This is a genomic window from Algoriphagus sp. PAP.12, assembly GCF_026652115.1.
Lineage (GTDB): Bacteria > Bacteroidota > Bacteroidia > Cytophagales > Cyclobacteriaceae > Algoriphagus.
The window spans coordinates 78,077-101,238 of record NZ_JAPPSQ010000017.1; the positions used below are offsets into that span (position 1 = coordinate 78,077).

Genomic DNA, 23,162 nt, shown 5'->3' on the forward strand with positions numbered 1-23,162 from the left:
TTTTTACCTAACCTTTACCCTTATGGCACATTCTCAAGAGTCCAATAGGGTCAATTACGAACAATTGGGAATATCTTTTTTAATACCCAATGGATGGCAAGGACAGGAAGCCAACCATGGAGTTCTATTACAAAACCAAAGTTTGGGAGGGATTATCCTAATCTCTACTCACAATCAAAACATCAGTCAAATCAAAGCTGAGGCCCTCAAGCCTATCCAGGATGAACAAGGAACCTACATGACCCTATTGGGTTCTTTGGAGGAACTATCACCTACTGCCGTTGCTGGGACTTTTGATGGCTACCTGCAGGGAGCCATGGCAAAAGCCTATATCATCGGAGTTGAAAATCCCTATAAAGGATTGGGGGTAACTATATCCATCGCTGCCAATTCAGACCGGTTTACTGAAGAACTCAAAATTGCCGGCATGGAACTTTATCGATCTTTTGAATTCAGGGAAGTTGACCGAAGCAAGGAATTTGAAGAATGGAAAGCATTTCTGGCAGGATATAGATTGACTTACATGAGTTCTTATTATTCTCCAAGCGCCACAGAGGGAGGTATATCCGGTGGAATGTCTCAAAAACGAGTGATTGACCTCTGCTCGGAAGGGTATTTTAGTATGAATAATTCCAGCAGCATTCAAATGGATGGATTGGGGATGAACAATGACAAAGGGAAAGGAAACGGAAGCTGGGAAATAGGGTTAGGAGAAGACGGCTCTCCTGCATTACTCTTAAAATCTTATACTGGTGAAACCTGGTCATACAACTTATCATTTGCAGAAAACAAGCTCTATTTAAACGGAGAGCATTATTTCAGGACCAATAGCGGAGAAAATGCTCCCAATTGCTATTAATCCAAAATTGTGAACCTGACACCAATAAAACCTCGGATTCCTTGGTTTGGAGCGAACATATAAGTTGGATCAAAGGTCAAAGCCTGAGGGTTATCAGGAGTAGGAATAACCGAACCGTCCGATGCGAAGTCTACTCCTTGATCAAAGGGATCAAAGGCCCTTGCAATGCTATTGGCTGGAGGAGTATAATTCAGAAGGTTCTTAATCCCTCCAAAAATCTCCCATCTCTCTCCCAAACCTTGAGTCAGCTGAATATTCTGAATACTCCACCAAGGTGAATAGGCAGATCGTTGATCTAGCTCGCCCAAAAGTGGCAGTCGCATGGGACTATTAATATTTCCGGTATAATCAATTTTTAGATCCCAACCCGGAACTGTATAGGCCACATTCCAAACTCCAGAAAAGCGCTCGGATAGCAATTGTCTTGTCATCACACCTTCCTGTTCAAAACTCACATCCATCAAGGTGGCTCCCAGACTCCCCTCCCAGCCTGAAGGAAATGCAAAGCTGGAATTCAAGGAAACTCCTTTGGAAATGGCATGGCCGTCCAAATTCGCATAAATTATCTGATTGGGGTTGGTTTCATAATCAGGAATGATTCTGTTGGTGAAATAAGTATAAAAAACCGATCCATCCAGATTGAAGAAAGTACCTTTATCGGTATAGAAATTCTTCACCATGTTGGCATTGACATTCCAGGATTTCTCCGGCTTTAATTCTTCGGCAAAAATCACTTCTCTCGCCCCTGTCAAAGCAGCATGATCCTCTGTAAAAACATTGGCTACCCGAAAGCCATTTCCTAAAGAAAACCTGAAAACAGTTGTTTGATCCAAAGTGGACAGCTTGTAATTGAGACGCGGAGAAAGGATCGTACCGTGAATAGAATTATAATCTGATCTGGCTCCCAAAAGCAAACTTTGGGTTGGAGAGATCCTGATTTCATCCTGAATGAAGATACCCGGTAAATGAATTTCTGAAGGTTTATTTTCATCCAAGCTTATTCCTGCCGTCGCTGGGGTATTATCATCGTAATAGGTGTAGCGATATGCTAAACCGGTCAGCAACTGATGATTCCCTGCTTCTTTGGTCCAGGTAAACTGCCCAAATCCAATGGTTTGTTGTCCTAAGTATTCGACATTTCCGTACACTGAATTTTGATCATGGCCATTGGCAGAAAATTGAAAATTGAAGTTCTCGGATCCTGGCAACTGGTAATTGCCAAAAAGCTCCCATCGGCTCGTATAAATACTTTCTCCATAGACTTGTGAGCCTCCGCGAAAGCTTTTATTCCAATTCATCTGCCCGCCCCATCGATCTTCATAGAGATAGCGAATCCCGATATTCATGCTTTTCCGTCTTTTCCTATAAAAACTGAGTTTTTCAAAAACAGAAATTCGCTTCGCCAAAGTCAAATCAGTCATTCCATCTCCATTGTTGTCTATTGGATTGTCATAATAAAATGCATTGATACCAGTGAGAGATTGGACCGATTTCCCCCATTCAGTTTTCAAGCCCAGATCCAGATTCAGTTCTCCCCAACCTGTTCCAAAAACATCCATATTGAAAACAGGGGCCAAATCAGGCTTTTTGGTAATGATATTGATCAAGCCTCCTACTGCCTCAGAGCCATATAAAGTAGAGGCAGGTCCCTTGACCACTTCAATTCTGTCAATTAAAGCCTGTGGTATACCCGTCAAACCATATACAGTGGATAAGCCACTTACGATCGGCATCCCATCAATCAAAACCATCGTATAGGGCCCTTCCAAGCCATTGATATGAATGTCTCCAGTATTACAAATGTTGCAATTGATCTGGGGGCGGACTCCATTGACATTTTGAAGTGATTCGAATAAGGAAGGCGTAGGATTAGCCTTAAAAAAACCATCCTTATACACCTCCACCGGAACGGGGCTATTCAGTCTGGACACCTCCTGCATGGTTCCACTGACCACCACCTCATCCAGACTATTATCCAAGGACTCCAATTCTATTTTCAATGGCTCACGTTGAGGAACCTGAACCTCCAAAACCTCTTTTCTAAAACCTAACAGGCTCACCTCAATCTTGAATTTGCCAGAGTTGAGCTGAGCCAATTCAAATTGCCCCAAAGAATCCGTCACTACTCCCCTTCCCAATTCCGGTACAAACACATTGGCAAACTCCAAAGCATGAGATTTAGATTCCACTTTTCCATAGATCTTTTCTTGTCCCAATGAGGATTGAATACTAGTCAAGGAAAAAACAAGAACCGCAAATAGCTGTTTCATAGACTTTTCGGAAAAGATAGTTTAGTCTTCATTATCCTATTATTATCACAAAAGTATATTGTTAGATTATTCTAACAAATTTATTTTAAAGAAATAATTTTGCATATTTGATTAATCAAATAGTTCAAATGGCCTCGACAACCGAAGAAAATTACCTGAAAGCGCTATTTAACCTAGCCAATGAGAGAGGCGAGGTAAACATCTCAGAATTAGCGAATCAACTGGAAGTAAGCATGCCAACGGCAAATAGCATGGTGAAGACTTTGCAGAAGGCTGGCTCCTGTATCTATGAGAAGTACAAACCCGTTGTCCTGACTCCCAAAGGAAAAAAGGAAGCGGCCTTAATCGTCAGAAAACACAGGTTGACTGAGATGTTTTTGGTGACCAAAATGGGATTTGGTTGGGAAGAAGTCCATGAAATAGCCGAACAGGTTGAACACATTCATGCAAGCAAGTTTTTTGAAAGAATGGATGAAATGATGGGTTATCCGACGGTTGATCCTCATGGTTCACCTATTCCTGACAAACAAGGGAGAATTCAAGATTTGCAGTTTAAAAGCCTTTCTGAAGCCAAACCAGGTCAAGAAGTGATTTTGGCAGCACTTTCGGATTCTTCCACTGAGTTTCTGGAGTATTTGAATAGCCGAAAACTAACCTTGGGAACAGAATTGAAAATCATTTCTAAGGAAGCCTTTGATCAAAGTATTGTGGTTAGTTTTTTGGATTCAGAAAAAGAAACCTTGAGTCAGAAAGTTTGTGAAAAATTGCTTGTCAAGATATTTGAGTCAAAGGACAGCTCGCAGTAAACCTTTTCTGCCCTTCTTTGCTTCTGCACGAACCAATAAAAACTCAAAGGTCTTTCTTCCAGTTTCTGGCTTTCTTTTTCTCGGATTGTTGTTTTTTGGATTTCAAGCGCTTTTCAATGGCTCCTTTGCTGGGTTTACTGGCTTTTCTGATTTTCTTTTTTTCAAAAGACTTTCTAAGCAGATCATAAAACTTCCCAATGACTAGGTCCTTGTTTTGGATTTGAGACCTTTTTTCCTGACTCTGTAGTTGAAGGACGCCTGTCTGATCTACTTTATTAGGAAATTTGGAAAGTACTTTCTCTTTTTCTTCCTCAGTAAGGATCTGGGAATTAGAAACATCAAAAAAGAGTAAAACTTTCGTCTCCACTTTATTGACGTTTTGCCCCCCAGGCCCAGAACTCCTTGCCGTTTGGAAAGTCAATTCTTTCAAAAAATCGCCTCGTTCTATCCTAGCTTCTAACTGAATCATAGCTCAAATGTAAACTAAATATCACCTTCAATGCCATCAGGAATTTTTCAATTTTGAAATTTTTCAATTTTTATTTTTCCACCAACGGTTCACTAAAACTCCTTTTTTAAGCAGAAATTCAGGGAATTTGAATTCATGATGTAAATTGTCATGAATTAAATCAATTACTCAAACCTGATTAACAAGACCCAAGATCATGAAAAACAGAAGAGAATTCCTCATCAAATCAACCCTTGGAGCGGCTGGATTGGCTTTAGCCCCAGCTTGGTTGAAAGGGGCTCCTGCCATTATCAAGAATTTTAACAAGCCTGATAGCAATTTCAATGGAGTGCAAATCGGATGTATTACCTACTCTTTCCGTTCATTGCCAGACCAAAGTGCCGAGGCAACATTAAAATATGTAACCGATTCTGGTCTCAGTGCCATCGAATTGATGGGAGACCCTGCTGAATCTTTTGCAGGTATGCCTACGCCAACGTTTGAACGAGGTCAAATGTGGCAACTGGGGAGAAAAGCCAGAGATGGGCAATTGACAGATGATGAGAAGAAAGAATGGGAAGAACTTCAAAAGGAATCCGCTGCCTATTCTCAAGCTGTAGCTACTTGGAGAGCCAATGCTGATATGAAACCTTTTGAGCAGATTCGAAAGATGTATAAGGATGCCGGTGTAAGCATTTATGCCTTCAAACCTTCTGCTTTTGGAAGAAATAATACCGATGCCGAGATCGCCTATGGAATGAAAGCTGCAAAAGCCCTGGGAGCTAGCCATGTGACTTTGGAGCATCCTGCCAACGATGAGCATACCTTGAAGCTGGGCAAAATGGGTGAGCGATACGGCATGTCTGTGGCCTACCATGGTCATGAGCAGCAAACCTTTGATTTTTGGGATACCGCATTGGCACAAAGTCCTAAGAATGCCTTGAACCTGGATATGGGCCATTACATCGCTGCTGGCAATACAGATTTGTTTCCACTATTGGAAAAGCAGCATGGACGTATCCTGAGCATGCATACCAAGGATAGACAGACTCCAGCGCATGGAAAAGGAAATGTCGTTTGGGGTGAAGGTGATACGCCAATCGGAGATGTTTTGAAGACGATACAAAAAAATAAATACAAGTTCCCGGCAACCATTGAGCTGGAATATCAGGTTCCTGAAAATTCCAATCCAGTGGCTGAAGTTCAGAAATGCGTGGAATTCTGTAGAAAGAGTTTAGCATAAATACCTGATTACTTAACACGACTGAGGGCAGCATATTTTAAAGCTGCCTTTTTTTATTTTACTGTCTCATCCTAGAATAAGTTGACAACAAATCGACTTATTATGGAAAATGAATCATTCAAATCTCCAAAGCATAAAAAACGAAGTCAGAAAGACTATAATCTGGGCTTTAAATTATCGTTGGTTTCCCGAGTTGAAAAAGGCGAGCTGACTTATAAGCAAGCCCAGCAATTGTATGGGATACAAGGAAGATCGACAGTTTTGGTTTGGTTGCGAAAACATGGTAGCTTGGATTGGTCCAATCCATCCATCCATTTTATGAATCCAAAAAAGCAAGAAGAAACCCCCGCTCAAAAGATCAAACGTCTGGAGCGAGAGTTGGAAGACGAGCGATTGAAAAACCTGGTTCTCAATAAGATGATCGACATCTCCGATCAGCAATACGGAACAGCGATCAGAAAAAAGTTTTCTCCCAAACCGTCTGGCACCTCAAGCAAGAAAAACAAATAAGTATTTCTAGAACTTATAGGGTGTTTGGGATCAGTCGCCAAGCTTTATATCAGGGAATGCAGAGAGCCATTTACCGAAAAGAGGAATTGTCTAAAATTAAACCTTTGATCTTGGAGAAGCGGATGAAGATGTCCCGTTTGGGAACCAGGAAACTACATCATCTACTGGGAGATAAATTCAAGGAAATGGGGATCAAACTGGGCCGAGATGCACTTTTCAGCTATTTAAGAGATGTCCCGTCCCAGAATAAGCTAAACAAATCTAAAAACTTGGAGTTGTTCCTTTAAATAATCAGCCATGTTCAATTTATTCAAAAAGAAGTCTGAGCTCGAAAAATTGGAAGTCCAGTACAAGAAGTTACTCGATGAATCTTATAAGCTTTCTCATATAAATAGGAAGCAAAGCGATCAAAAGAGTGCCGAAGCGAATGAAATCTTGAACCGAATAGAGAAAATTAAAAAGGGGACTAATTAGGTTTATCCAAATTTTAAATCAAAGCTTCATCGCTGTCAAGGTAGCTACCCAAACGATCAAACAGGAAATCAAAATTCCTATTGCATTCGCTAGAAAGGCCTTTTTTCTATCCAGGCCAAACAAATAGCCGGCGATAGTGCCTGCATAGACCCCTGTTCCCGGAACAGGCATGGCTACAAAAAACATCAGGCCCCAGAAGCCATATTTCTCTACATTTTTACCAGCACCTGTTTTCGCTCTTCGTCCAACGAAAATCGCTGCCTTTTTGTAATAGTACCATCTTAGAAAGTAGCGATTGCACACATCAAAAAAGAAGTTCATGATGGGGAAAACCAGCAGGTTTGCCAAAAAGCTAAAGATCAAAGCCAGATAAATATCTACACCATTTAACAATGCATATGGAATCCCGACTTTGGCTTCACCAAGCGGAGACATGCTCCAGAGCATAGCTGTAAGAAGATCTAAAAACATTGATAGGAATTGAACGAGGGCGAAAATAAGCAGTTTTGAAGTGTAAATAACGATCAAGTGGCTCCTAGGTTGTATTCTTTTTACAAGAAAATAAAGTTGCTGAACTGATCTCATTTTCATTTCGAATCACACTTTCAACTCTAAATACTGTAAACCAGTAACTTACATTTTTTTACATTATTAATATTTTATATTAGCTGTAAAACAAGGTTCTTTTAATCATAATAATTTCTTTCAGAATTAATAAACGAAGCTTCCACAAACTAAAACTCCGACCTTTTGGTTAAATAAAATCAATATCCTAATCCACTACCTATGTCCATTACCAATGATCTTGAATTAGAAGGAATGAAAAAAGCCAGTGAGGCCGTTGCTTGTACCTTAAAAGAAATGACAGCTTTTGCCAAGACAGGCATATCAACTAAAGAATTGGATGAGTTTGGAGCAAAAATATTAGCTGATTTTGGAGCCAAGTCCGCTCCTTTCTTGACATATGGATTTCCTGGATATACTTGTATCAGTGTGAATCAGGAATTTTGCCATGGAATCCCATCCCACCAAAGAATTCTTCAAGAAGGTGATTTGGTCAATATTGATGTTTCCGCTGAGTTGGATGGATTCTGGTCTGATAATGGGAATTCTTTTGTCTTGGGAGAAGATATCCATGGATATCAAAAGCTAGTAAATGCTTCCAAAGAAATCCTTCAGAAAGCCATATCAAATATTAAGGGCGGAGTCAAAATCTCAGACATTGGTCATTTGATGGAAACAGAGGCCAAAAAACGAGGCTATAAGGTCATTAGGAATTTGACAGGACATGGTGTGGGTAGAAGCCTTCATGAGGAGCCTTCAGAAATCGCCAATTTCAGGGACAAATTCAATCGAACCAGATTTAAAAAGAACTCAGTTGTAGCAATTGAGACTTTTATTTCCACCGACTCAACCTATGCAGATACTCTTGCTGATGGTTGGACAATGGTAGGAAACAAAGGAGGATTTATGGCCCAACACGAACATACAATTGTTGTTAGAGAAAATTCCCCATTGATTTTAACAGCAATGAATGAGCTCTGGAATTAAAAAATTCCTTTCATTAAAAAGAGAAAGAATAGATTTTGAAGCAAAAAAAAAGACCGGAACACTCCCGGTCTCTTTTCAATCTATTCGAACCTATTCTTAATTCTCATTCAATACTGTTTTACTCAACTCCTTACCTTTTTCAGTGGCCTGAGCTGTCAATTCCTTCCCTCTCTCAGCTGCCTGAGCAGTCAATTCCTTACTTCTTTCAGCGGCTTGAGCACTAATCTCTTTGACCAGCTTACCGATTTCATTTCCGGTCTTTTTCATGCTCCCGATCATTTTGTCGAGATTCTTTTGGTTGATTTTATCGCGGTTTTGGTACACTAGGCTTCCTGCAGCAACACCTGCAACCAATCCTCCCAACCAATACATCCAAGATTTATTATTCGTTTTCATAGCTGTAGTTTTTAGTGGTTATACTTTTTATTAAAATTCTATACTACTTAAACGAAAAATCCCGCCAGAGATCCACCTTTTTAGCTTTTATTTACCAATATACTGATTACTAACAACTTAAGGAGATGTTGGTTTTTTGGTGGATTGGAGAAATTTTTGTTTTTATTCTTTGCATTTGCACAGGATGTAGAATGGATTCCACAAAAAATAAAAAAAGCACAGATTCTAAAACCTGTGCTTTTCGATTTTGAGGGCGATTCAAACTATTTTTTCGAAACTTTATCATAAATCCAAAGAACTACCAAGGCACCGACAACTGCGGTGATGATACTTGAGAAGCTAAATCCTCCTGTCGTCCCAATTCCCAGAAAACTTCCTAACCAACCACCCACAAAGGCGCCGATGACTCCCAGAATAGTAGTCATCAAACAACCACCTCCCTGATCTCCTGGCTTGATCCATTTAGCCAATGCGCCGGCAACTAATCCTAAAGCGATCCAAACAATGAAATTCCACATGGTATTAACTTTTAAATGTTACTCTATAAAGCTAATGATTTAATTTCAAAATTTATTCGTTTTCAGATCAATTCATTTACCCTTTAAAATAACTCATTGAGTCTTTCCAATCTTTTCAAAGCTTCTTCCAATTCCTGATCTTCTTTGGCAAAGCAAAAGCGTATGATTTTGTCATCTTGATGATCATGGTAGAATGCAGAGACAGGAATACAAGCCACCTTTAATTCCTTGGTCATTCTTTCGGCGAGTTCTTTATCTCTTATTTTACTCAAATGTCCATACCGTGCAGTTTGAAAGAAACTTCCTTGAGCGGGTTGCAGAATCAAATCCGTCTTTCTCAGACCTTGTAGGAACAAGTCTCTCTTTTTCTCATAAAATGTGGGAATTGATTCATATCGCTCTGGTTTTTCCAAATAGTCACACAAAGCAAATTGAAGGGGCGTGACGGTACTGAAAGTGACAAACTGATGAACTTTTCGAAATTCTTTAGTCAATTCTGGTGGAGCAATGCAATAGCCGATTTTCCAACCGGTCACATGGAAGGTTTTCCCAAATGAACCACATACGAAGGTCTTTTTCCTTAATTCTGGATGTCCAACCAAAGATAAGTGAGGCCTCTGATCAAAGGTGATATGCTCATAGACCTCATCACTAACCACATAAATATTTCGATCTCTTACCAAATCCGCTAGCTGCTTCATGTCCTCTTTTGTCCAGACATATCCACTGGGATTGTGCGGAGTATTAATAACAATGAGTTTGGTTTTATAGGTAATGGCATGCTTGACTCTTTCCCAATCCACAGAAAAGTCCTTGGAATCCAATGGAACATGAATGGTAATTCCTCCTGCCAATTGAATTGCCGGTTCATAGGAATCATAGGCTGGTTCTAATATCACCACTTCGTCACCTGGGTGAACCACTGCTGTAATTGCTGAAAAAATAGCTTCCGTCGCCCCAGAAACGATGGTCACTTCTTCATCTGGATTTATTTCTACCCCATAGCACCTGAGGGTCTTTTCAGTCATTCTTTGTCGAAACTGAGGAATACCAGACATCGGTGCATATTGATTATAACCACCTTTGGTGTAATGGGCCACCAAATCCAATAAAACAGGATCGGCTCCAAAACCAGGAAAGCCTTGTGAAAGATTGATGGCACCTTCCTCATGGGCCATTTTGGACATGACCGTAAAGATGGTGGTTCCTACTTGAGGTAATTTTGATCTCATAGGTTTAAAAATACTGTAAACTTCAAGTAATCGATTTATTTCAAAAAAAGCGACAATTCCTGTGCTTTGTTGGAAACAAAGCCTTTGAAGAATTCTAAAGAATGAAAGTTTCTATAACTTCCACATTCTGTTTCTAAAGAAATTCCCTAATCCTATGGTTCAATTCGAAGAAAAGCTCCAAAAGTTTGATTTCAATCACTGGCAAGTTCATATCCCAGTAGCAGATGAATTTTCCACCCAATTGATGGACAAAAATCATCGAAGGGTTTTGGTTTGGATCAATGATAGTGAAGCCTACCACATGGCCTTGATGAAAGCAAAAGCCTATTGGTATATCTTAGTCAATCAGGATATCAGAAAAAAACTTCGAATTGACGTGGGAGATCAAGTGACTGTCAAATTGGAGCGGGATCATAGTGAGTATGGTCATGAATTACCCGAGGAGTTTCAGGTGTTGATGGATCAGGATGAAGAAGGAGCTGCCTCTTTCAAAGCTTTGACACCGGGTCATCAGAGAGGATTGGTTTATATCATCACCAAAGTAAAAAGCGCAGAAAGCAGGATGAAAAAGGCCTTGGCAATCATGCATCACCTAAAACTAGCCAAAGGTGTTCTGGACTACAAACAACTCAATGAACTGATCAAGTATTATAATAATCTCTGAGCATGGAATTCAAAAACTCAATCTTCATCGCCACCAGCTTGGATGGATATATCGCTGATAAAAATGGTGGAATAGACTGGCTCCTTTCGGTCCCCAATCCCGACCATGATGATATGGGATATAATTCGTTTATGGAAAATATTGATGCCTTGGTAATGGGAAGAGTGACCTATGAAACAGTTTTGGGATTTCAAGGAGAATGGCCTTATCCAAGGCCAGTGTTTGTCCTGAGCAATACCCTTAATTCAATTCCAGATCACTTAAATGAAAAAGTCTTTTTGATTCAGGGAAAACCAAAAGAAATCTTGGAGACCATTCATTCTAAAGGCTTTAGTCGGCTATATATCGATGGAGGAAAAACAATTCAATCATTCCTGAAAGAAGGATTAATCAATGAATTGATAATCACTACCATACCTATTCTACTTGGAGGAGGATTCTCTTTATTTGGTGAGCTAAATTCATTGATCAATTTTGAATTGAAATCCTCAAAAGTGTATTTAGGAAACTATGTTCAGAATCACTTTATCAGATTGAAAAAATAAAGAGATAGGAACAAAAAAGCCCCGAATAAATCGGGGCTAGAATCTTCAGCAACTAGTCTTTAATCAGACCCGTTTTTCTCACGTTGTGTCCTTCGGTTCGCTTCTTTTTTGGGTCTACTCGCCCCGAAAGTTCCTCTGCTGATTTTTCCTCTTTTGGATTTCAAATCTCCTTTTCCCATAATTTTTCAGGTTTAAGTTTAAAGATCCTTTAAGATAAAAAACACATCAGTACATGTCAAATTGACCCCTTTTCTCCTCTTTTTTATTCAAAATTTCATAGGAGCTCAAAATTCTCCTGACTTCGACAGTCGTCAGTCCCATTTTTTTGTAAGCGACTGATATTTAATTGTTTATTTTTTTCAGTTTGTTAATTTGGGTGTCCTGGAGGTGTTTTTGAGTATTTTTAGTCATGTTTGTTCGTAGAAAGCCTAATAAAAGTGGTAAGATCAGCGTCCAGGTAATCGAGAAGATTAAGGGCAAGTATAAGGTTGCCAAAACACTTGGGAGCAGTTCAGTTGAATCAGAAGTTGAACAACTGGTTAGCTTGGCAGAAGACTGGATCAAAAACTTTAAAGGTACTCTGGATATCCCTTTCAATGATGAGGAGCGAATTGCCGATTCTGTTTTGGAAAGTGTTGACAACATTACTGTGTCAGGCACAGAGCTGCTTTTGGACAGGATTTTTAACGCTATCGGATTCGGGGTAATTAAAGATGATATTTTTAAATGGCTTGTCTATTCCAGGCTATGTTTTCCTGCCAGTAAGCTGAAAACCTGTGATTATCTGCTCACCTATCACGGTCTTGAATTCCAGGTCCATGACCTGTACAGGTACATGGACAAGCTTTACAACAATTACAAGGAGATCATCCAGTTGATCAGTTTTGAGCACACCAAGAAAATACTTGGAGGAACAATCAACATCGTATTTTACGACGTCACTACCCTGTATTTTGAGGTGGATCAGGAAGATGAGCTGAGAAAGACAGGCTTTTCCAAGGAAGGCAAGCATCAAAATCCCCAGATCGTTTTGGGTCTTCTGGTGGGTCTGGAAGGATATCCTCTTGCATACGAGATTTTTGAGGGCAATAAGTTTGAGGGCCACACCATGATTCCTGTCATTGAAACTTTCAGAAAGAAGTACAGTTTACCGGCCCCGATAGTGGTTGCTGATTCAGGCTTACTTTCAAAAAGCAATATCAAAGAATTACTCGACAATGGATATGAGTTTATTCTGGGAGCAAGGCTAAAAGCTTCCGCTAATAAAAACAAAGAACAGGTATTGACCCTTAACCTTGAAAACGGCGAGAGCAGATTACTGGACTGGGAGGATGGGCTAAGGATGGTTGTCAGTTATTCGGAAAAGAGAGCCAAAAAGGATAGGATCAACCGGGAAAAAGGTATCAAAAAGCTCGATAAACAACTAAAAACCGGAAAGTTAAACAAAACCCATATCAACAACAGGGGTTATAACAAGTACCTTAAAATGGAAGGGGAGATAAAGATCGCCCTAGATATGGAAAAGTTTGAACTGGATGCGAAATGGGATGGGCTCAAAGGTTATATTACCAACACCAACCTTGAAAAAGACCAGGTTATTGAGAACTACAACAACCTATGGAAAATCGAAAAGACTTTCAGGATAACCAAAAATGAAATCAAAGTCAGGCCGGTTTTCCATAATAAACAACGTAGAATCGAAGCCCATATCAGCATCGCGTTCACGGCCTACAAAGTTTACAAAGAGCTGGAAAGACAATTGATAGAGAAGGGATCTAAATTATCTCCACAGAAGGCAATAGAGATTGCAAAAGGAATTTATACAGTTGAAATACGACTCAAATCTTCAGGAAAAAAGCTCAGAAAAACCTTGCTTTTGAACGAAAGTCAGCAAAAACTGGCAAAATTGTTCGATTTTTGATTTTGGGTGTCCCCGTGTCGAAGTCAGGAAAAAGTCTTTTTGATTCAGGGAAAACCAAAAGAAATCTTGGAGACCATTCATTCTAAAGGCTTTAGTCGGCTATATATCGATGGAGGAAAAACAATTCAATCATTCCTGAAAGAAGGATTAATCAATGAATTGATAATCACTACCATACCTATTCTACTTGGAGGAGGATTCTCTTTATTTGGTGAGCTAAATTCATTGATCAATTTTGAATTGAAATCCTCAAAAGTGTATTTAGGAAACTATGTTCAGAATCACTTTATCAGATTGAAAAAATAAAGAGATAGGAACAAAAAAGCCCCGAATAAATCGGGGCTAGAATCTTCAGCAACTAGTCTTTAATCAGACCCGTTTTTCTCACGTTGTGTCCTTCGGTTCGCTTCTTTTTTGGGTCTACTCGCCCCGAAAGTTCCTCTGCTGATTTTTCCTCTTTTGGATTTCAAATCTCCTTTTCCCATAATTTTTCAGGTTTAAGTTTAAAGATCCTTTAAGATAAAAAACACATCAGTACATGTCAAATTGACCCCTTTTCTCCTCTTTTTTATTCAAAATTTCATAGGAGCTCAAAATTCTTTTTAATTTTCATCGATGCTTGAAAACAGAATAGAAATCAATTGTGACTTAGGAGAAGGAGTCGAATGGGAGGATCAAATTATCCCCTATATTGACGCTGCTAGTGTAGCTTGTGGAGGTCACTATGGGAAGGCAGCTAGCATTCGAAAAACTCTAATTTCTTGTCAAAATTCTAAAAAGAAAGTGGGGGCTCATCCATCCTATCCTGATCCAGAGAATTTTGGACGGATCAGTATGAATATCCCCGTTGAGAAGCTGTTGGAGTCAATTGAACAGCAAATCGCGCTCTTTGAATCTATCCGAAAAGAATTGAAAATGGAAATGGATCATATCAAGTTTCATGGAGCTCTTTACAATGATGCAGCTAAGAATCCTACGCTGGCCAAAGCCTTGGTAGATTTCATTGCCTCAACTTATCCAAATGCCTGTCTATTTGTTCCGCCCCAATCAGAGACAGAAAAGGCAGCACTTCTCAAAGGATTGAAAATCAGAAGGGAAATATTTGGAGATAGGGCTTATGGTAATGATTTGAAATTAAGACCAAGATCGGAAGAAAACAGCCTATTCCATTCATTTGAGCAGGTTAATAGACAATTAGAAGTAGTTTTTGAACATCAGTCAATAAGATCTATTGATGGCAATTTGCTACGGGTAAATGCTGAAACCATTTGTTTTCATGGAGATAACCCTGCTGCATTGACCATTCTCCCCCAAATCAGAAAGAAATGGTGGATATGAATCCAGAAATCAAACATATAGGTCCAAAACTCACAGAGATTTCCTGGCCTATTTGGATGGTTGGAGACCTTTTAATGAAACGTATCCAAGTAGAAAGCTCAATCCAAAAAAAATTCTCCAATGAAATCCTGGAAACAAGAGCTGGATATCAAACAATTTGCATTCATTGGAAGGAAAAGCCCGAAAATGAAGTTTTGTCGAAGTTTTTGAATCAAGTTCAAAACATTTCTAAAACACCGGAATTTAATGTTTGGGAAATCCCTGTTTGCTACGATCCTACTTTTGGAAAGGATCTAAAAGCAGTATCAGAAACTAAGTCTATGCAAATCCAAGAAATCATTGGTCTTCATTCTGAGTCAAGCTACCAATTGAATTTCTACGGATTTTTACCTGGTTTCATGTACCTCTCTGGTTTAAATCCACTCTTGACTCATCCTAGAAAAGCTGTTCCTGATCGAATCATTGAAGCCGGTTCTGTGGCCATTGGAGGAAATCAAACCGGTATTTATCCTCATGATAGCCCCGGTGGCTGGCACGTCATTGGTAAAACCCCTACTCCTTTTTTCGATCCCTTTTGTGATCCTCCTGTTTGGGCAAAACCCGGAGATCAAATCAGATTTACTCCTATTACAATGGCCGAATATGATAGGATGTCCGCTCACCCCAAATTTCCCAAGGCAAAATGATCAAAGACTGGACATTTGCTAAAATTCTGGCAACGGGACCTGGAACAAGTATTCGAGATCTTGGAAGATTGGGCTATGCCCAATATGGAGTTCCTTTGTCAGGTCCAGCGGATTTGCAGGCTTTTCTATGGAACAATCATTTGCTTCAAAATAATGAAAATGATGCTCAGCTAGAATTAAGTCAACCAGGATTTAAAATTCAATTTTTAGCACCTACCCTCATTTCAATCTCAGGAGCCTTATCTAAAGTAAAACTTAACAACAAACTCATTAATAATACTGGTTTACAGGAAATTAACTTTGAAGATATTCTTGAAATCGGAAATATTGAATCAGGGTCAATTGTTTACATTGGTGTAAAGCATGGTTTTCAGTCAGAGCAAATCCTGAAATCTAGAAGTCAATTAAAAGGGATTACCAAAACCTTTCAAATAGCAAAAGGAGATGAAGTCCCCTACTTTACCAATCAGGAAATCCCTCAGTTTAATAGACTTTCTCAAGTGAAGTGGAACAGTCGATATCTTTCTGAAGAGTTAGTCCGAGTCTTTCCGGGACCTGAATGGAATCTTCTTACCCCCCATATTCAAGAATTCCTTCTAGGCCAATCCTTCCATATTTCCACTATGAAAAACAGCATGGCTGTTCAATTGGAGGAATTGATTCCGAATGAAATTCCAGGGATTGCCTCTGCGCCCGTTTTCCCGGGAACTATTCAATTGACATCAGGCGGAAAATTGCTTTGTCTTTTACAAGACGCTCAAGTGACAGGAGGCTATCCACGAATTCTTCAGGTAATGGAGGATGATCTCAGGATTTTGGCACAAAAAAAACCGGGGCAAAAGCTCCGGTTCCTTTTGGTTAAAAATTAGACCTACTCCCAGGTCGGGGTACCATGGTACGTTTCCCAAAACGCTTTCCAGAAAAATAACATCTCCATCTCAAACTTTTTCCTGTTCAATTGAATCGTAGCCCAATCAATATCTCCTTCATCATCATATCCTTCAGATACTAATTCGGCCAGTGATCCTGCTCCTCCATAGGCAAGGATTTTATTTTCCTTACTTTCAAGATCCACTCCATAATAGTTACCTAAAGATTCGATCAAAATATCTGCTTTACCTCTGGCAGTTGCACCTAATCTAGCGGCTTCTCTAACTCTTTGCACCGCTGGTAAAAGCAAACTTACCTGAACAGGCTCCATTCCTGTTCCTACCTTCAATAATTCAATCAACCTAGCAGATTGAGCCGGATCTCTTTGATAGGACAGCTCTAGAAGTAATGCTGCAGTCTCCTCAGTTTCCGGCTTTTTAACTGGAGGAATACTGTCACACCAGATATTGTCGCAAGGTTCTGCAGCCGAAGTTGTGGAGCTATTGCCTATGATTTTTGAAAAATGGAATCCCGGTTCTCTACCATCGGTTGATTCACCTGGTATATCGGGAATTCTCAAATAATAATCGATAGCAGCAGTTTCATCCTCAATAAAGGCCGCAATATCAAATTCAATCTCATGCTCATCCCCTGCCATTTCATCATGGTTTCTTTGAGAAAGTGGACTTAAAAACTGCCCTCTTTTTTTCAAAGTTGAATCAAATACTGACATGGACTTCTGGATCATTTCTTTGATGAACTGAACTTCGTCCCGGCTTCCCAAAAGTTTTTCCAAAGCCTTATTTTTTGGAATACAAACTTCCAAACCTTCATAGGCATATTCTGCCAATTGATAATTCTTGTCAATTTTATTGGTAGCTAGCATTTCTACCTCAGCCATTCTTGCATTTGCAATTGAAAGCTCTCCACTTTGCACCTGTGGGTCAACCACTTCGTTTTCCATGCTGTCACATGAACTTTGGAGAATCATCACTCCTACACCTAAGATTAAAAGATACTTTTTCATGATTTTATAAAATTTATTTTTGGTTTCGATCTCTGGGGCATTTCCCCTGTTGGACGATTCAAACTTAGGATGGATCGAAATTCTTTACCTCGGAGAATTTATTGAAAATAGGATCCAATTGACGGATGAAGGATTTGAATTGATAGACGCAAAAATCCAATTTAAATCACTGATTTACAGTTTTTTAATAGGACTATTTCATCCGTCAAATGAAAAGACCAATCCATCAATTGAAATGCCCTATTCATCAAAATCAAGCATAAAAAACATCACTAATTCTCTAATTTTCACATGCTTCAAATAGGCATTTTGCCAGAAGCATTAATGGATTTGAGATTAAAACAGCATATCGTGAAAAGCATTCAAGCTTCAGAAATTGAGGAAATCCTCTTACACTTTTCAAAGTCTATGAATACCATAGATTCTGAGGAGGAGCTGCTTTGGGATATGGTCAAAAACTGCATCTCTATTCTGGACTTTGAAGATGCTGTCATTTATCTCATGGATGAATCCGGTAATTTCTTAATTCAAAAAGCTGCCCTTGGGCCAAAAAGTCCAGACGGAAAAGAATTGATCAATGCCTTGAAGATTCCTTTGGGTTCTGGAGTTACGGGAAAAGTCGCCCAAACAGGCCTTCCAATCGTCATCAATGACACCAGGCTCGAACCTGAATACATTCAAGATGATACCTTTCGCCTTTCTGAGTTGGCTGTCCCTATACTTTTGGAAGGAAAAGTAATCGGCGTTATAGACAGTGAAAACTCAAGTGTAGACTACTTTACTGATCAGCATCTGCGAATACTCAATGCGGTAGCTTCTATCTACTCAGGACAAATAGCTCGTCTTAGAGCTGAAAATAAGGCCAAAAAGGAGCAGTTTGAAAGATGGAAAGTCCAGCAACGCATCTATAGAATGCAAATGGAGGCTATTTCCGCACAATTGAGCCCTCATTTTGTATTCAATTCTTTGAATGCCATTCAACACTATATCTTGTTGGAAGACAAGCGAAAATCTCTCCGCTTCTTGAGCATTTTTGGAAAGCTGTTAAGGTATTTTCTGGGGCAGATTCATCAGGAGTCCGTTTTGGTACGGGATGAAATCCAAATGTTGGATTGGTACCTACAGCTCCAAAAGCTGAGGTATGAGGAGAAATTTGTTTACGATATCGAGGAACACAGAGTAGATTCTCTTCCTACCAGTAAAATTCCTGCTGTGGTAGTTCAAAGCTTAATTGAAAACCTTCTTGAAGAACATATCAATCAAAGTCAGGGAAATCTAAAGATCAAAGCCCTCTTTTCTATCAAAGAATTTGAAGTACATTTTAAAGTCCAATTGGAAATCCCTGAAAATGAATGTGAATCCCAGTCAAAATCAGAATATTTTAAAGAATTGACCCCTTGGGAAGATTATGTCAAACTCATTAATGAAATCCGTCCCTACCAGATCAAAAGCCAAGTGAAGCAAGAAAAGTCAGAAAATGGACATTGTTTGAAAGTTGTTGAACTGATTTTTCCTAACTTGATGTAATGAGAAAGACTATTTTTTTAATGCTTTTTCTGGGATTCTTGCTTTCAAACCTTGCCTTCTCGCAGTCCATTTCTCTCAACTATCAAATTCCAATTCCAACTAAAGTCCTTGCTTTAGACACAGTCGCTTCAATCAAACAAATTCAAAATCTATCAGATTTGAGGACTTTCCATGGCTCTGAAAATCTAGGTTCAGCACGTGCAAAGACGAATTATTGGTTTGAAGTTGACTTTTCTGAGTTTTTAGAAAATCATCCTGATTTAGACAGTTTGATATTTTATCCGGTAGGAATCGAAAAAGGAAACCTATTTGTTTGGAATCAAGACCATTTTGATTCGCTATCCTTAAATCGCTTTGAAGAAAATGTCCTCTTGCGGTCTGAGTTCTCAGGCTTGAACTATGTCCCCATCCCCGTTCAAAACCTATTTCATGGGAGCAAGTTATTTATGCGGGTTAATTACATCCGAATTTCACCCAATCTCACCAATAAAGTATTCTATAGCAGCACTCCGCAGGCTCACGCTACTTTTTCACAGTTAGTCAGTAGAAACAGTTTCAAATCCCAGGTACTGGCCTATTTTTTCTTGGGAGTTGCCTTTGTACTGTTGGTTTTTAACCTGATTCTCTTCTCCTATATGAAGGATCGGCAATACATCTATTACGGACTGTTTATCCTGTTCCAATTGATGTATTATTCCCAGATCAGCCCAACTCTAGCCCAGGTTTTCGGCTATCACTATTCAAAGTTCTTTTTCTGGATGACGACCGTTTCCCAAGTCATCATCAATTTGACCTACTTGATGTTTATCAGGCACTTCCTTGATTTCAAGGAAAAGATGCCCAAGTTTGATCGGATCGTGAAAGGGCTTGCTTACGGGCTTTGCGGATTCACTCTCTTGATGGCTGTTTTGGTAATTATTAATCCCTACAGCCGCCTGCAGGCTGATTTGATGAATGTGGAAAGGATTTTTATGGCCACATTCACCTTATTCGCTGTCATTTATCTCTGGAGAAATTACCCAGACAATCTAGTTTGGTTTGTGATTTCAGGAACGGTCATTTTTACTACTGGAGCCCTTTGCACGATGTTTTTGCTTGATCTAGACTACATGGTTGCTGGGTCAGCTGTAGAGAGCATCATCTTTTCCTTTGGTCTTTCTTACAAGATCAAAGCAATCAGTTCACAAAAACAAAAAGCTGAAATCGAGGCCTATCAAACCAAACTCGGTGCACTCCGGGCCCAGATCAATCCCCATTTCATTTTCAACAGCCTAGCCTCTATTCAACACTTGATTAGCAGTGGACAAAATCAAGCAGCACTTCGGTATCTATCCAAGTTCAGCAAGTTTGTGCACCAAGTTTTGGAGAATTCCTTGGACATTCATATTACTTTGGAAAAAGAGATAGAGCTTCTTAAAGTTTATTTGGACCTGGAATCATTACGGTTTGATCATGCTTTTTCCTACGAAATTGAGATTGACCCAGACTCCAATCTTGATCAAGAGGAAGTGCCAATGATGATCGTTCAGCCTTTTGTAGAAAATGCCATCAAGCATGGCTTGCTCCCCAAAAAAGAAGGAGATAGAAAATTGAAAATCCATTTTCACGAATGTGATCTATTTATCCATTGTGAAGTGATGGACAATGGAATCGGAATAACAGCTTCCAAAGCTAATAAAACCCCGAATTCAAGACCTTCCAGAGGCCTGATGCTCACTGAGGAGCGATTGAAAATGGCTCATAAATCCATCGATCGGGAAGAATTGATTCAATTCTCAGATTGTCACCCAGGAACGAAAGTTCTAATCAAAATCCCCAAACTATGAAATCCATCACCGCTGTAATTGTAGAAGACGAAGTACATAGCAGAGAGACATTAAAGAGTTTTTTGAAGGAATTTTGCCCAGAAGTGGAGCTTTTGGATATGGCTACGAATGTGGAAGAAGGCATTCAAAAAATCTCCCAATTGAGGCCACAACTAGTATTTTTGGACATTGAACTCCAGACAGGTACTGGTTTCGATGTCCTTCAGAAAGTCAACCACTTGGATTTTCATCTGATCTTTACTACCGCTTTCGAACATTATGCAATCAAAGCCATCAAGTTCAGCTCTATTGACTATTTACTTAAACCCATAGACATCGATGAACTGGTGATGGCTGTTCAGAAAGCTTTGAAACAAGCTGAGCAGGAGTCCAGACAGAATTTGTTTGAAAACCTACTCAACAATCTCGGTTCAGGAAGCAAAGAGGCTAAAAAGATATGTTTGGCGACTTCAGAGGGCATAGAGTTCATCCCAACTGATCAAATCTCTCACTGTGAGGCAAACGGGTCCTATACAGACTTTTTCTTGACGGATGGCAGAAAAATGATGGTAAGTAAAAACCTGAAGGAATATGAAAACATGCTTTCGGACATGAATTTCATGAGAGTTCACAATAGCTATTTGATCAATCTTTCTGAAGTGAAAAAATTTGTCAAGTCAGAGGGGGGCTATATAGTCATGAATGGAGATCAGCAAGTAAGTATTTCCAATTCCAGACGTGAAGAGTTTTTGAAAAGAATGGGGATTTAGATGAGGCGCTCAAATTTTTTAAAATTAATGCGGCTTCAATTTTGAGTCAAGGGTATACTCCTGTTAACTTAGGTCTTTTACGAATTAACCCTAGCACAAATGGATGCCCTGTTGAAAGAAAAAATTATAGGCCAAGGCATGAGCCCAGGCCCAGTTGAAGAACAAATCAACAACTTTAAGAACGGATTCCCTTTTTTGACCATTACAGCACCTGCCACACCAGTGGACGGGATCAAAGTAATGACTGAGGAAGAGCTCAATCATTTTGTGGAAACCTACCCCATGAATGCAGCCTCCATTGATGTGGTCAAATTTGTCCCTGCTTCTGGTGCAGCATCTCGAATGTTTAAAGATTTGTTTGCTTTCTTGGATGGAGACGGTGATTTGTCCAAAAGTGCTTTCGTTCAGAAGTTCATCGATAAAATAGAAAAATTCGCTTTCTACGATGATCTGAATGCTGTTTTAGAAAATAAAGGAACCAGTATTTCGGATTGTCTGGATAGAAAGGATTACAAAGAAATAGTTGCCTCTCTCCTTTTAGATGATGGATTGGGCTATGGCAATCTCCCGAAAGGTTTGTTGAAATTCCATTCCTATCCAGATGCAAGAAGGACTCCTGCCTATGAGCACTTGGTAGAAGGCATGCAGTATGCGGTAGGACATGGAAATACAGTCCAAATCCATTTCACAGTTTCTCCAGAGCATGAAATCAAGTTTAAGGAAGAAGTCAATGGCATTATTGCCCAATTGGAATCCTTGACTGGATTGAAATTCAAAGTGACATATTCCGAGCAAAAAAGAGCTACCAATACCATTGCCGTTACGATGGAAAATGAACCATTCTTGGAAGAGGATGGAACCCTATTATTCAGACCTGCGGGACATGGTGCCTTATTGGAAAACCTGAATGACATTTCAGCAGATCTGATTTTCATCAAAAACATCGACAATGTTGTTCCTGATAGACTCAAGCCTGAAACCAAAAAGTATAAAATGGCAATAGGCGGACTTCTATTAGAAATCCAAGCCAAAGTTTTTGCCGCCTTGGAAGAATTGAACAGAGAGTTTTCTCAAGACACAGTCGACCAAGCTCAACAAGTCTTTACAGAAGACTTAGGAGCTAAATTGCCTGAAGGTTTTGCTGATAAAACCATGGTGGAAAAGGCCAATTTCCTTAAAAGCAAGCTAAACAGACCCATAAGAGTTTGCGGAATGGTAAAAAATACCGGTGAACCGGGCGGTGGACCTTTTTGGATTTTGGAGGATGATGGAAGTCAATCGCTGCAGATTTTGGAAACAGCACAAATTGACTTGGAGGATCCTGAATCCAAAAAGCATATGATGGCCTCTACCCACTTTAACCCAGTGGATTTGGTTTGTGGAACCAAAGATTACAAAGGCAAAGATTTTGATCTGTTGGAGTATAGAGATATGAAAACAGGTTTCATCACCGAAAAGTCAAAAAGTGGAAGAGATCTAAAAGCATTGGAGCTTCCTGGGCTATGGAATGGTTCGATGTCTGGATGGAATACCCTTTTTGTGGAAGTTCCTTTGATCACGTTCAACCCGGTGAAGACGGTCAATGATCTTTTGAGAGACGAACACCAATAAAAACATTCATGAATTAGAGCTTCACAAACGGTAATGAAAGAGGGGGTTTTCGTATAAGTAGAATATTCACATTCACTTATCGTTTATGTCT

Annotated in this window: 27 protein-coding genes; 18 read left to right on the plus strand and 9 right to left on the minus strand. The window is 39.6% G+C overall.

All coding sequences use genetic code 11. The features are described from left to right. Positions 1 to 22 precede the first annotated feature (22 nt). On the plus strand, positions 23 to 859 hold the full coding sequence (locus O0V13_RS17560) for a hypothetical protein (protein WP_268036288.1): 837 nt from the start codon (positions 23 to 25) through the stop codon (positions 857 to 859). On the opposite strand, the gene O0V13_RS17565 is transcribed toward O0V13_RS17560, so the two are convergent. Beyond that, positions 856 to 3,129, minus strand: coding sequence for a TonB-dependent receptor (locus O0V13_RS17565; protein ID WP_268036289.1), 2,274 nt, complete (start codon positions 3,127 to 3,129; stop codon positions 856 to 858). The two genes, O0V13_RS17560 and O0V13_RS17565, sit on opposite strands and share 4 nt — an antisense overlap. A 128-nt stretch (positions 3,130 to 3,257) precedes the next feature. Here O0V13_RS17565 and O0V13_RS17570 point away from each other — a divergent pair, with 128 nt between their 5' ends. Further along, positions 3,258 to 3,935: a metal-dependent transcriptional regulator gene (locus tag O0V13_RS17570; protein ID WP_268036290.1), complete on the plus strand. Its 678-nt coding sequence runs from the start codon at positions 3,258 to 3,260 to the stop codon at positions 3,933 to 3,935. A gap of 43 nt (positions 3,936 to 3,978) precedes the next feature. On the opposite strand, the gene arfB is transcribed toward O0V13_RS17570, so the two are convergent. Continuing rightward, positions 3,979 to 4,404, minus strand: coding sequence for an alternative ribosome rescue aminoacyl-tRNA hydrolase ArfB (gene arfB / locus O0V13_RS17575; RefSeq protein ID WP_268036292.1), 426 nt, complete (start codon positions 4,402 to 4,404; stop codon positions 3,979 to 3,981). A 196-nt stretch (positions 4,405 to 4,600) separates the two neighbouring features. Between arfB and O0V13_RS17580 the strand changes: the two genes are divergently transcribed. The 4 genes from O0V13_RS17580 to O0V13_RS17595 all read left to right on the plus strand — a co-directional run bounded on the left by O0V13_RS17580 (position 4,601) and on the right by O0V13_RS17595 (position 6,610). After that, positions 4,601 to 5,626 (plus strand): sugar phosphate isomerase/epimerase family protein, encoded by a 1,026-nt coding sequence (locus O0V13_RS17580; protein ID WP_268036293.1) that lies wholly within the window; start codon positions 4,601 to 4,603, stop codon positions 5,624 to 5,626. A gap of 102 nt (positions 5,627 to 5,728) precedes the next feature. Next, positions 5,729 to 6,136, plus strand: coding sequence for a hypothetical protein (locus tag O0V13_RS17585; protein WP_268036294.1), 408 nt, complete (start codon positions 5,729 to 5,731; stop codon positions 6,134 to 6,136). 56 nt (positions 6,137 to 6,192) lie between these two features. Continuing rightward, a complete protein-coding gene (locus tag O0V13_RS17590; protein ID WP_268036295.1) occupies positions 6,193 to 6,423 on the plus strand; it encodes a hypothetical protein in 231 nt (76 codons plus the stop codon). A gap of 10 nt (positions 6,424 to 6,433) precedes the next feature. Next, positions 6,434 to 6,610 carry a Lacal_2735 family protein gene (locus O0V13_RS17595; protein ID WP_268036297.1) on the plus strand — a complete coding sequence of 59 codons (177 nt, stop codon included), beginning with the start codon at positions 6,434 to 6,436 and terminating at the stop codon, positions 6,608 to 6,610. Positions 6,611 to 6,628: 18 nt separating this feature from the next. Here O0V13_RS17595 and O0V13_RS17600 read toward each other — a convergent pair whose 3' ends face one another. Further along, entirely contained in the window at positions 6,629 to 7,081 is a 453-nt protein-coding gene (locus O0V13_RS17600; protein ID WP_268036298.1) for a COG2426 family protein, read from the minus strand. Between the two features lie 315 nt (positions 7,082 to 7,396). Between O0V13_RS17600 and map the strand changes: the two genes are divergently transcribed. After that, positions 7,397 to 8,161, plus strand: a complete 765-nt coding sequence (gene map, locus O0V13_RS17605; RefSeq protein WP_268036299.1) for a type I methionyl aminopeptidase — start codon at positions 7,397 to 7,399, stop codon at positions 8,159 to 8,161. A 96-nt stretch (positions 8,162 to 8,257) separates the two neighbouring features. Here map and O0V13_RS17610 read toward each other — a convergent pair whose 3' ends face one another. The 3 genes from O0V13_RS17610 to O0V13_RS17620 all read right to left on the minus strand — a co-directional run bounded on the left by O0V13_RS17610 (position 8,258) and on the right by O0V13_RS17620 (position 10,307). After that, positions 8,258 to 8,557: a hypothetical protein gene (locus tag O0V13_RS17610; RefSeq protein WP_268036300.1), complete on the minus strand. Its 300-nt coding sequence runs from the start codon at positions 8,555 to 8,557 to the stop codon at positions 8,258 to 8,260. A 263-nt stretch (positions 8,558 to 8,820) separates the two neighbouring features. Next, positions 8,821 to 9,075 (minus strand): GlsB/YeaQ/YmgE family stress response membrane protein, encoded by a 255-nt coding sequence (locus O0V13_RS17615; protein ID WP_268036301.1) that lies wholly within the window; start codon positions 9,073 to 9,075, stop codon positions 8,821 to 8,823. Positions 9,076 to 9,158: 83 nt separating this feature from the next. Beyond that, complete coding sequence (locus O0V13_RS17620; RefSeq protein WP_268036302.1) at positions 9,159 to 10,307, minus strand: methionine aminotransferase; 1,149 nt, start codon at positions 10,305 to 10,307, stop codon at positions 9,159 to 9,161. A 154-nt stretch (positions 10,308 to 10,461) separates the two neighbouring features. Between O0V13_RS17620 and O0V13_RS17625 the strand changes: the two genes are divergently transcribed. Together O0V13_RS17625 and O0V13_RS17630 are read left to right on the plus strand one after the other, a co-directional pair. Further along, a complete protein-coding gene (locus O0V13_RS17625; RefSeq protein WP_268036303.1) occupies positions 10,462 to 10,971 on the plus strand; it encodes a YdeI/OmpD-associated family protein in 510 nt (169 codons plus the stop codon). Positions 10,972 to 10,973: 2 nt separating this feature from the next. Then, complete coding sequence (locus O0V13_RS17630) at positions 10,974 to 11,516, plus strand: dihydrofolate reductase family protein (RefSeq protein ID WP_268036304.1); 543 nt, start codon at positions 10,974 to 10,976, stop codon at positions 11,514 to 11,516. Positions 11,517 to 11,575: 59 nt separating this feature from the next. On the opposite strand, the gene O0V13_RS17635 is transcribed toward O0V13_RS17630, so the two are convergent. Beyond that, positions 11,576 to 11,695, minus strand: a complete 120-nt coding sequence (locus O0V13_RS17635) for a 30S ribosomal protein THX (protein ID WP_268036305.1) — start codon at positions 11,693 to 11,695, stop codon at positions 11,576 to 11,578. Between the two features lie 230 nt (positions 11,696 to 11,925). On the opposite strand from O0V13_RS17635, the gene O0V13_RS17640 reads away from it, so the two are divergent. After that, a complete protein-coding gene (locus tag O0V13_RS17640) occupies positions 11,926 to 13,437 on the plus strand; it encodes an IS1634 family transposase (protein WP_268036306.1) in 1,512 nt (503 codons plus the stop codon). Positions 13,438 to 13,443: 6 nt separating this feature from the next. Then, on the plus strand, positions 13,444 to 13,743 hold the full coding sequence (locus tag O0V13_RS17645) for a dihydrofolate reductase family protein (protein ID WP_268036307.1): 300 nt from the start codon (positions 13,444 to 13,446) through the stop codon (positions 13,741 to 13,743). A gap of 59 nt (positions 13,744 to 13,802) precedes the next feature. On the opposite strand, the gene O0V13_RS17650 is transcribed toward O0V13_RS17645, so the two are convergent. Continuing rightward, positions 13,803 to 13,922: a 30S ribosomal protein THX gene (locus tag O0V13_RS17650; RefSeq protein ID WP_268036305.1), complete on the minus strand. Its 120-nt coding sequence runs from the start codon at positions 13,920 to 13,922 to the stop codon at positions 13,803 to 13,805. Between the two features lie 130 nt (positions 13,923 to 14,052). On the opposite strand from O0V13_RS17650, the gene O0V13_RS17655 reads away from it, so the two are divergent. The 3 genes from O0V13_RS17655 to O0V13_RS17665 are packed head-to-tail and all read left to right on the plus strand — an operon-like array spanning position 14,053 to position 16,330. Beyond that, positions 14,053 to 14,775 carry a LamB/YcsF family protein gene (locus O0V13_RS17655; RefSeq protein WP_268036308.1) on the plus strand — a complete coding sequence of 241 codons (723 nt, stop codon included), beginning with the start codon at positions 14,053 to 14,055 and terminating at the stop codon, positions 14,773 to 14,775. Next, the gene (locus tag O0V13_RS17660; protein ID WP_268036309.1) at positions 14,772 to 15,461 is read left to right on the plus strand and encodes a 5-oxoprolinase subunit B family protein; all 690 of its coding nucleotides are present in this window, start codon (positions 14,772 to 14,774) and stop codon (positions 15,459 to 15,461) included. Before O0V13_RS17655 ends, O0V13_RS17660 begins: the two co-directional genes overlap by 4 nt. Beyond that, positions 15,458 to 16,330: a biotin-dependent carboxyltransferase family protein gene (locus tag O0V13_RS17665; protein ID WP_268036310.1), complete on the plus strand. Its 873-nt coding sequence runs from the start codon at positions 15,458 to 15,460 to the stop codon at positions 16,328 to 16,330. The genes O0V13_RS17660 and O0V13_RS17665 overlap by 4 nt, the downstream gene beginning before the upstream one ends. Positions 16,331 to 16,332: 2 nt before the next feature. Here O0V13_RS17665 and O0V13_RS17670 read toward each other — a convergent pair whose 3' ends face one another. Then, entirely contained in the window at positions 16,333 to 17,358 is a 1,026-nt protein-coding gene (locus O0V13_RS17670) for a hypothetical protein (RefSeq protein WP_268036311.1), read from the minus strand. A gap of 291 nt (positions 17,359 to 17,649) precedes the next feature. On the opposite strand from O0V13_RS17670, the gene O0V13_RS17675 reads away from it, so the two are divergent. The 4 genes from O0V13_RS17675 to O0V13_RS17690 all read left to right on the plus strand — a co-directional run bounded on the left by O0V13_RS17675 (position 17,650) and on the right by O0V13_RS17690 (position 23,071). Beyond that, positions 17,650 to 18,885 carry a histidine kinase gene (locus O0V13_RS17675; RefSeq protein WP_268036312.1) on the plus strand — a complete coding sequence of 412 codons (1,236 nt, stop codon included), beginning with the start codon at positions 17,650 to 17,652 and terminating at the stop codon, positions 18,883 to 18,885. After that, a complete protein-coding gene (locus tag O0V13_RS17680; protein ID WP_268036313.1) occupies positions 18,885 to 20,711 on the plus strand; it encodes a sensor histidine kinase in 1,827 nt (608 codons plus the stop codon). Before O0V13_RS17675 ends, O0V13_RS17680 begins: the two co-directional genes overlap by 1 nt. Further along, entirely contained in the window at positions 20,708 to 21,460 is a 753-nt protein-coding gene (locus O0V13_RS17685; protein ID WP_268036314.1) for a LytR/AlgR family response regulator transcription factor, read from the plus strand. Before O0V13_RS17680 ends, O0V13_RS17685 begins: the two co-directional genes overlap by 4 nt. 99 nt (positions 21,461 to 21,559) lie before the next feature. After that, a complete protein-coding gene (locus tag O0V13_RS17690) occupies positions 21,560 to 23,071 on the plus strand; it encodes a DUF4301 family protein (RefSeq protein WP_268036315.1) in 1,512 nt (503 codons plus the stop codon). Positions 23,072 to 23,162: the final 91 nt, after the last annotated feature.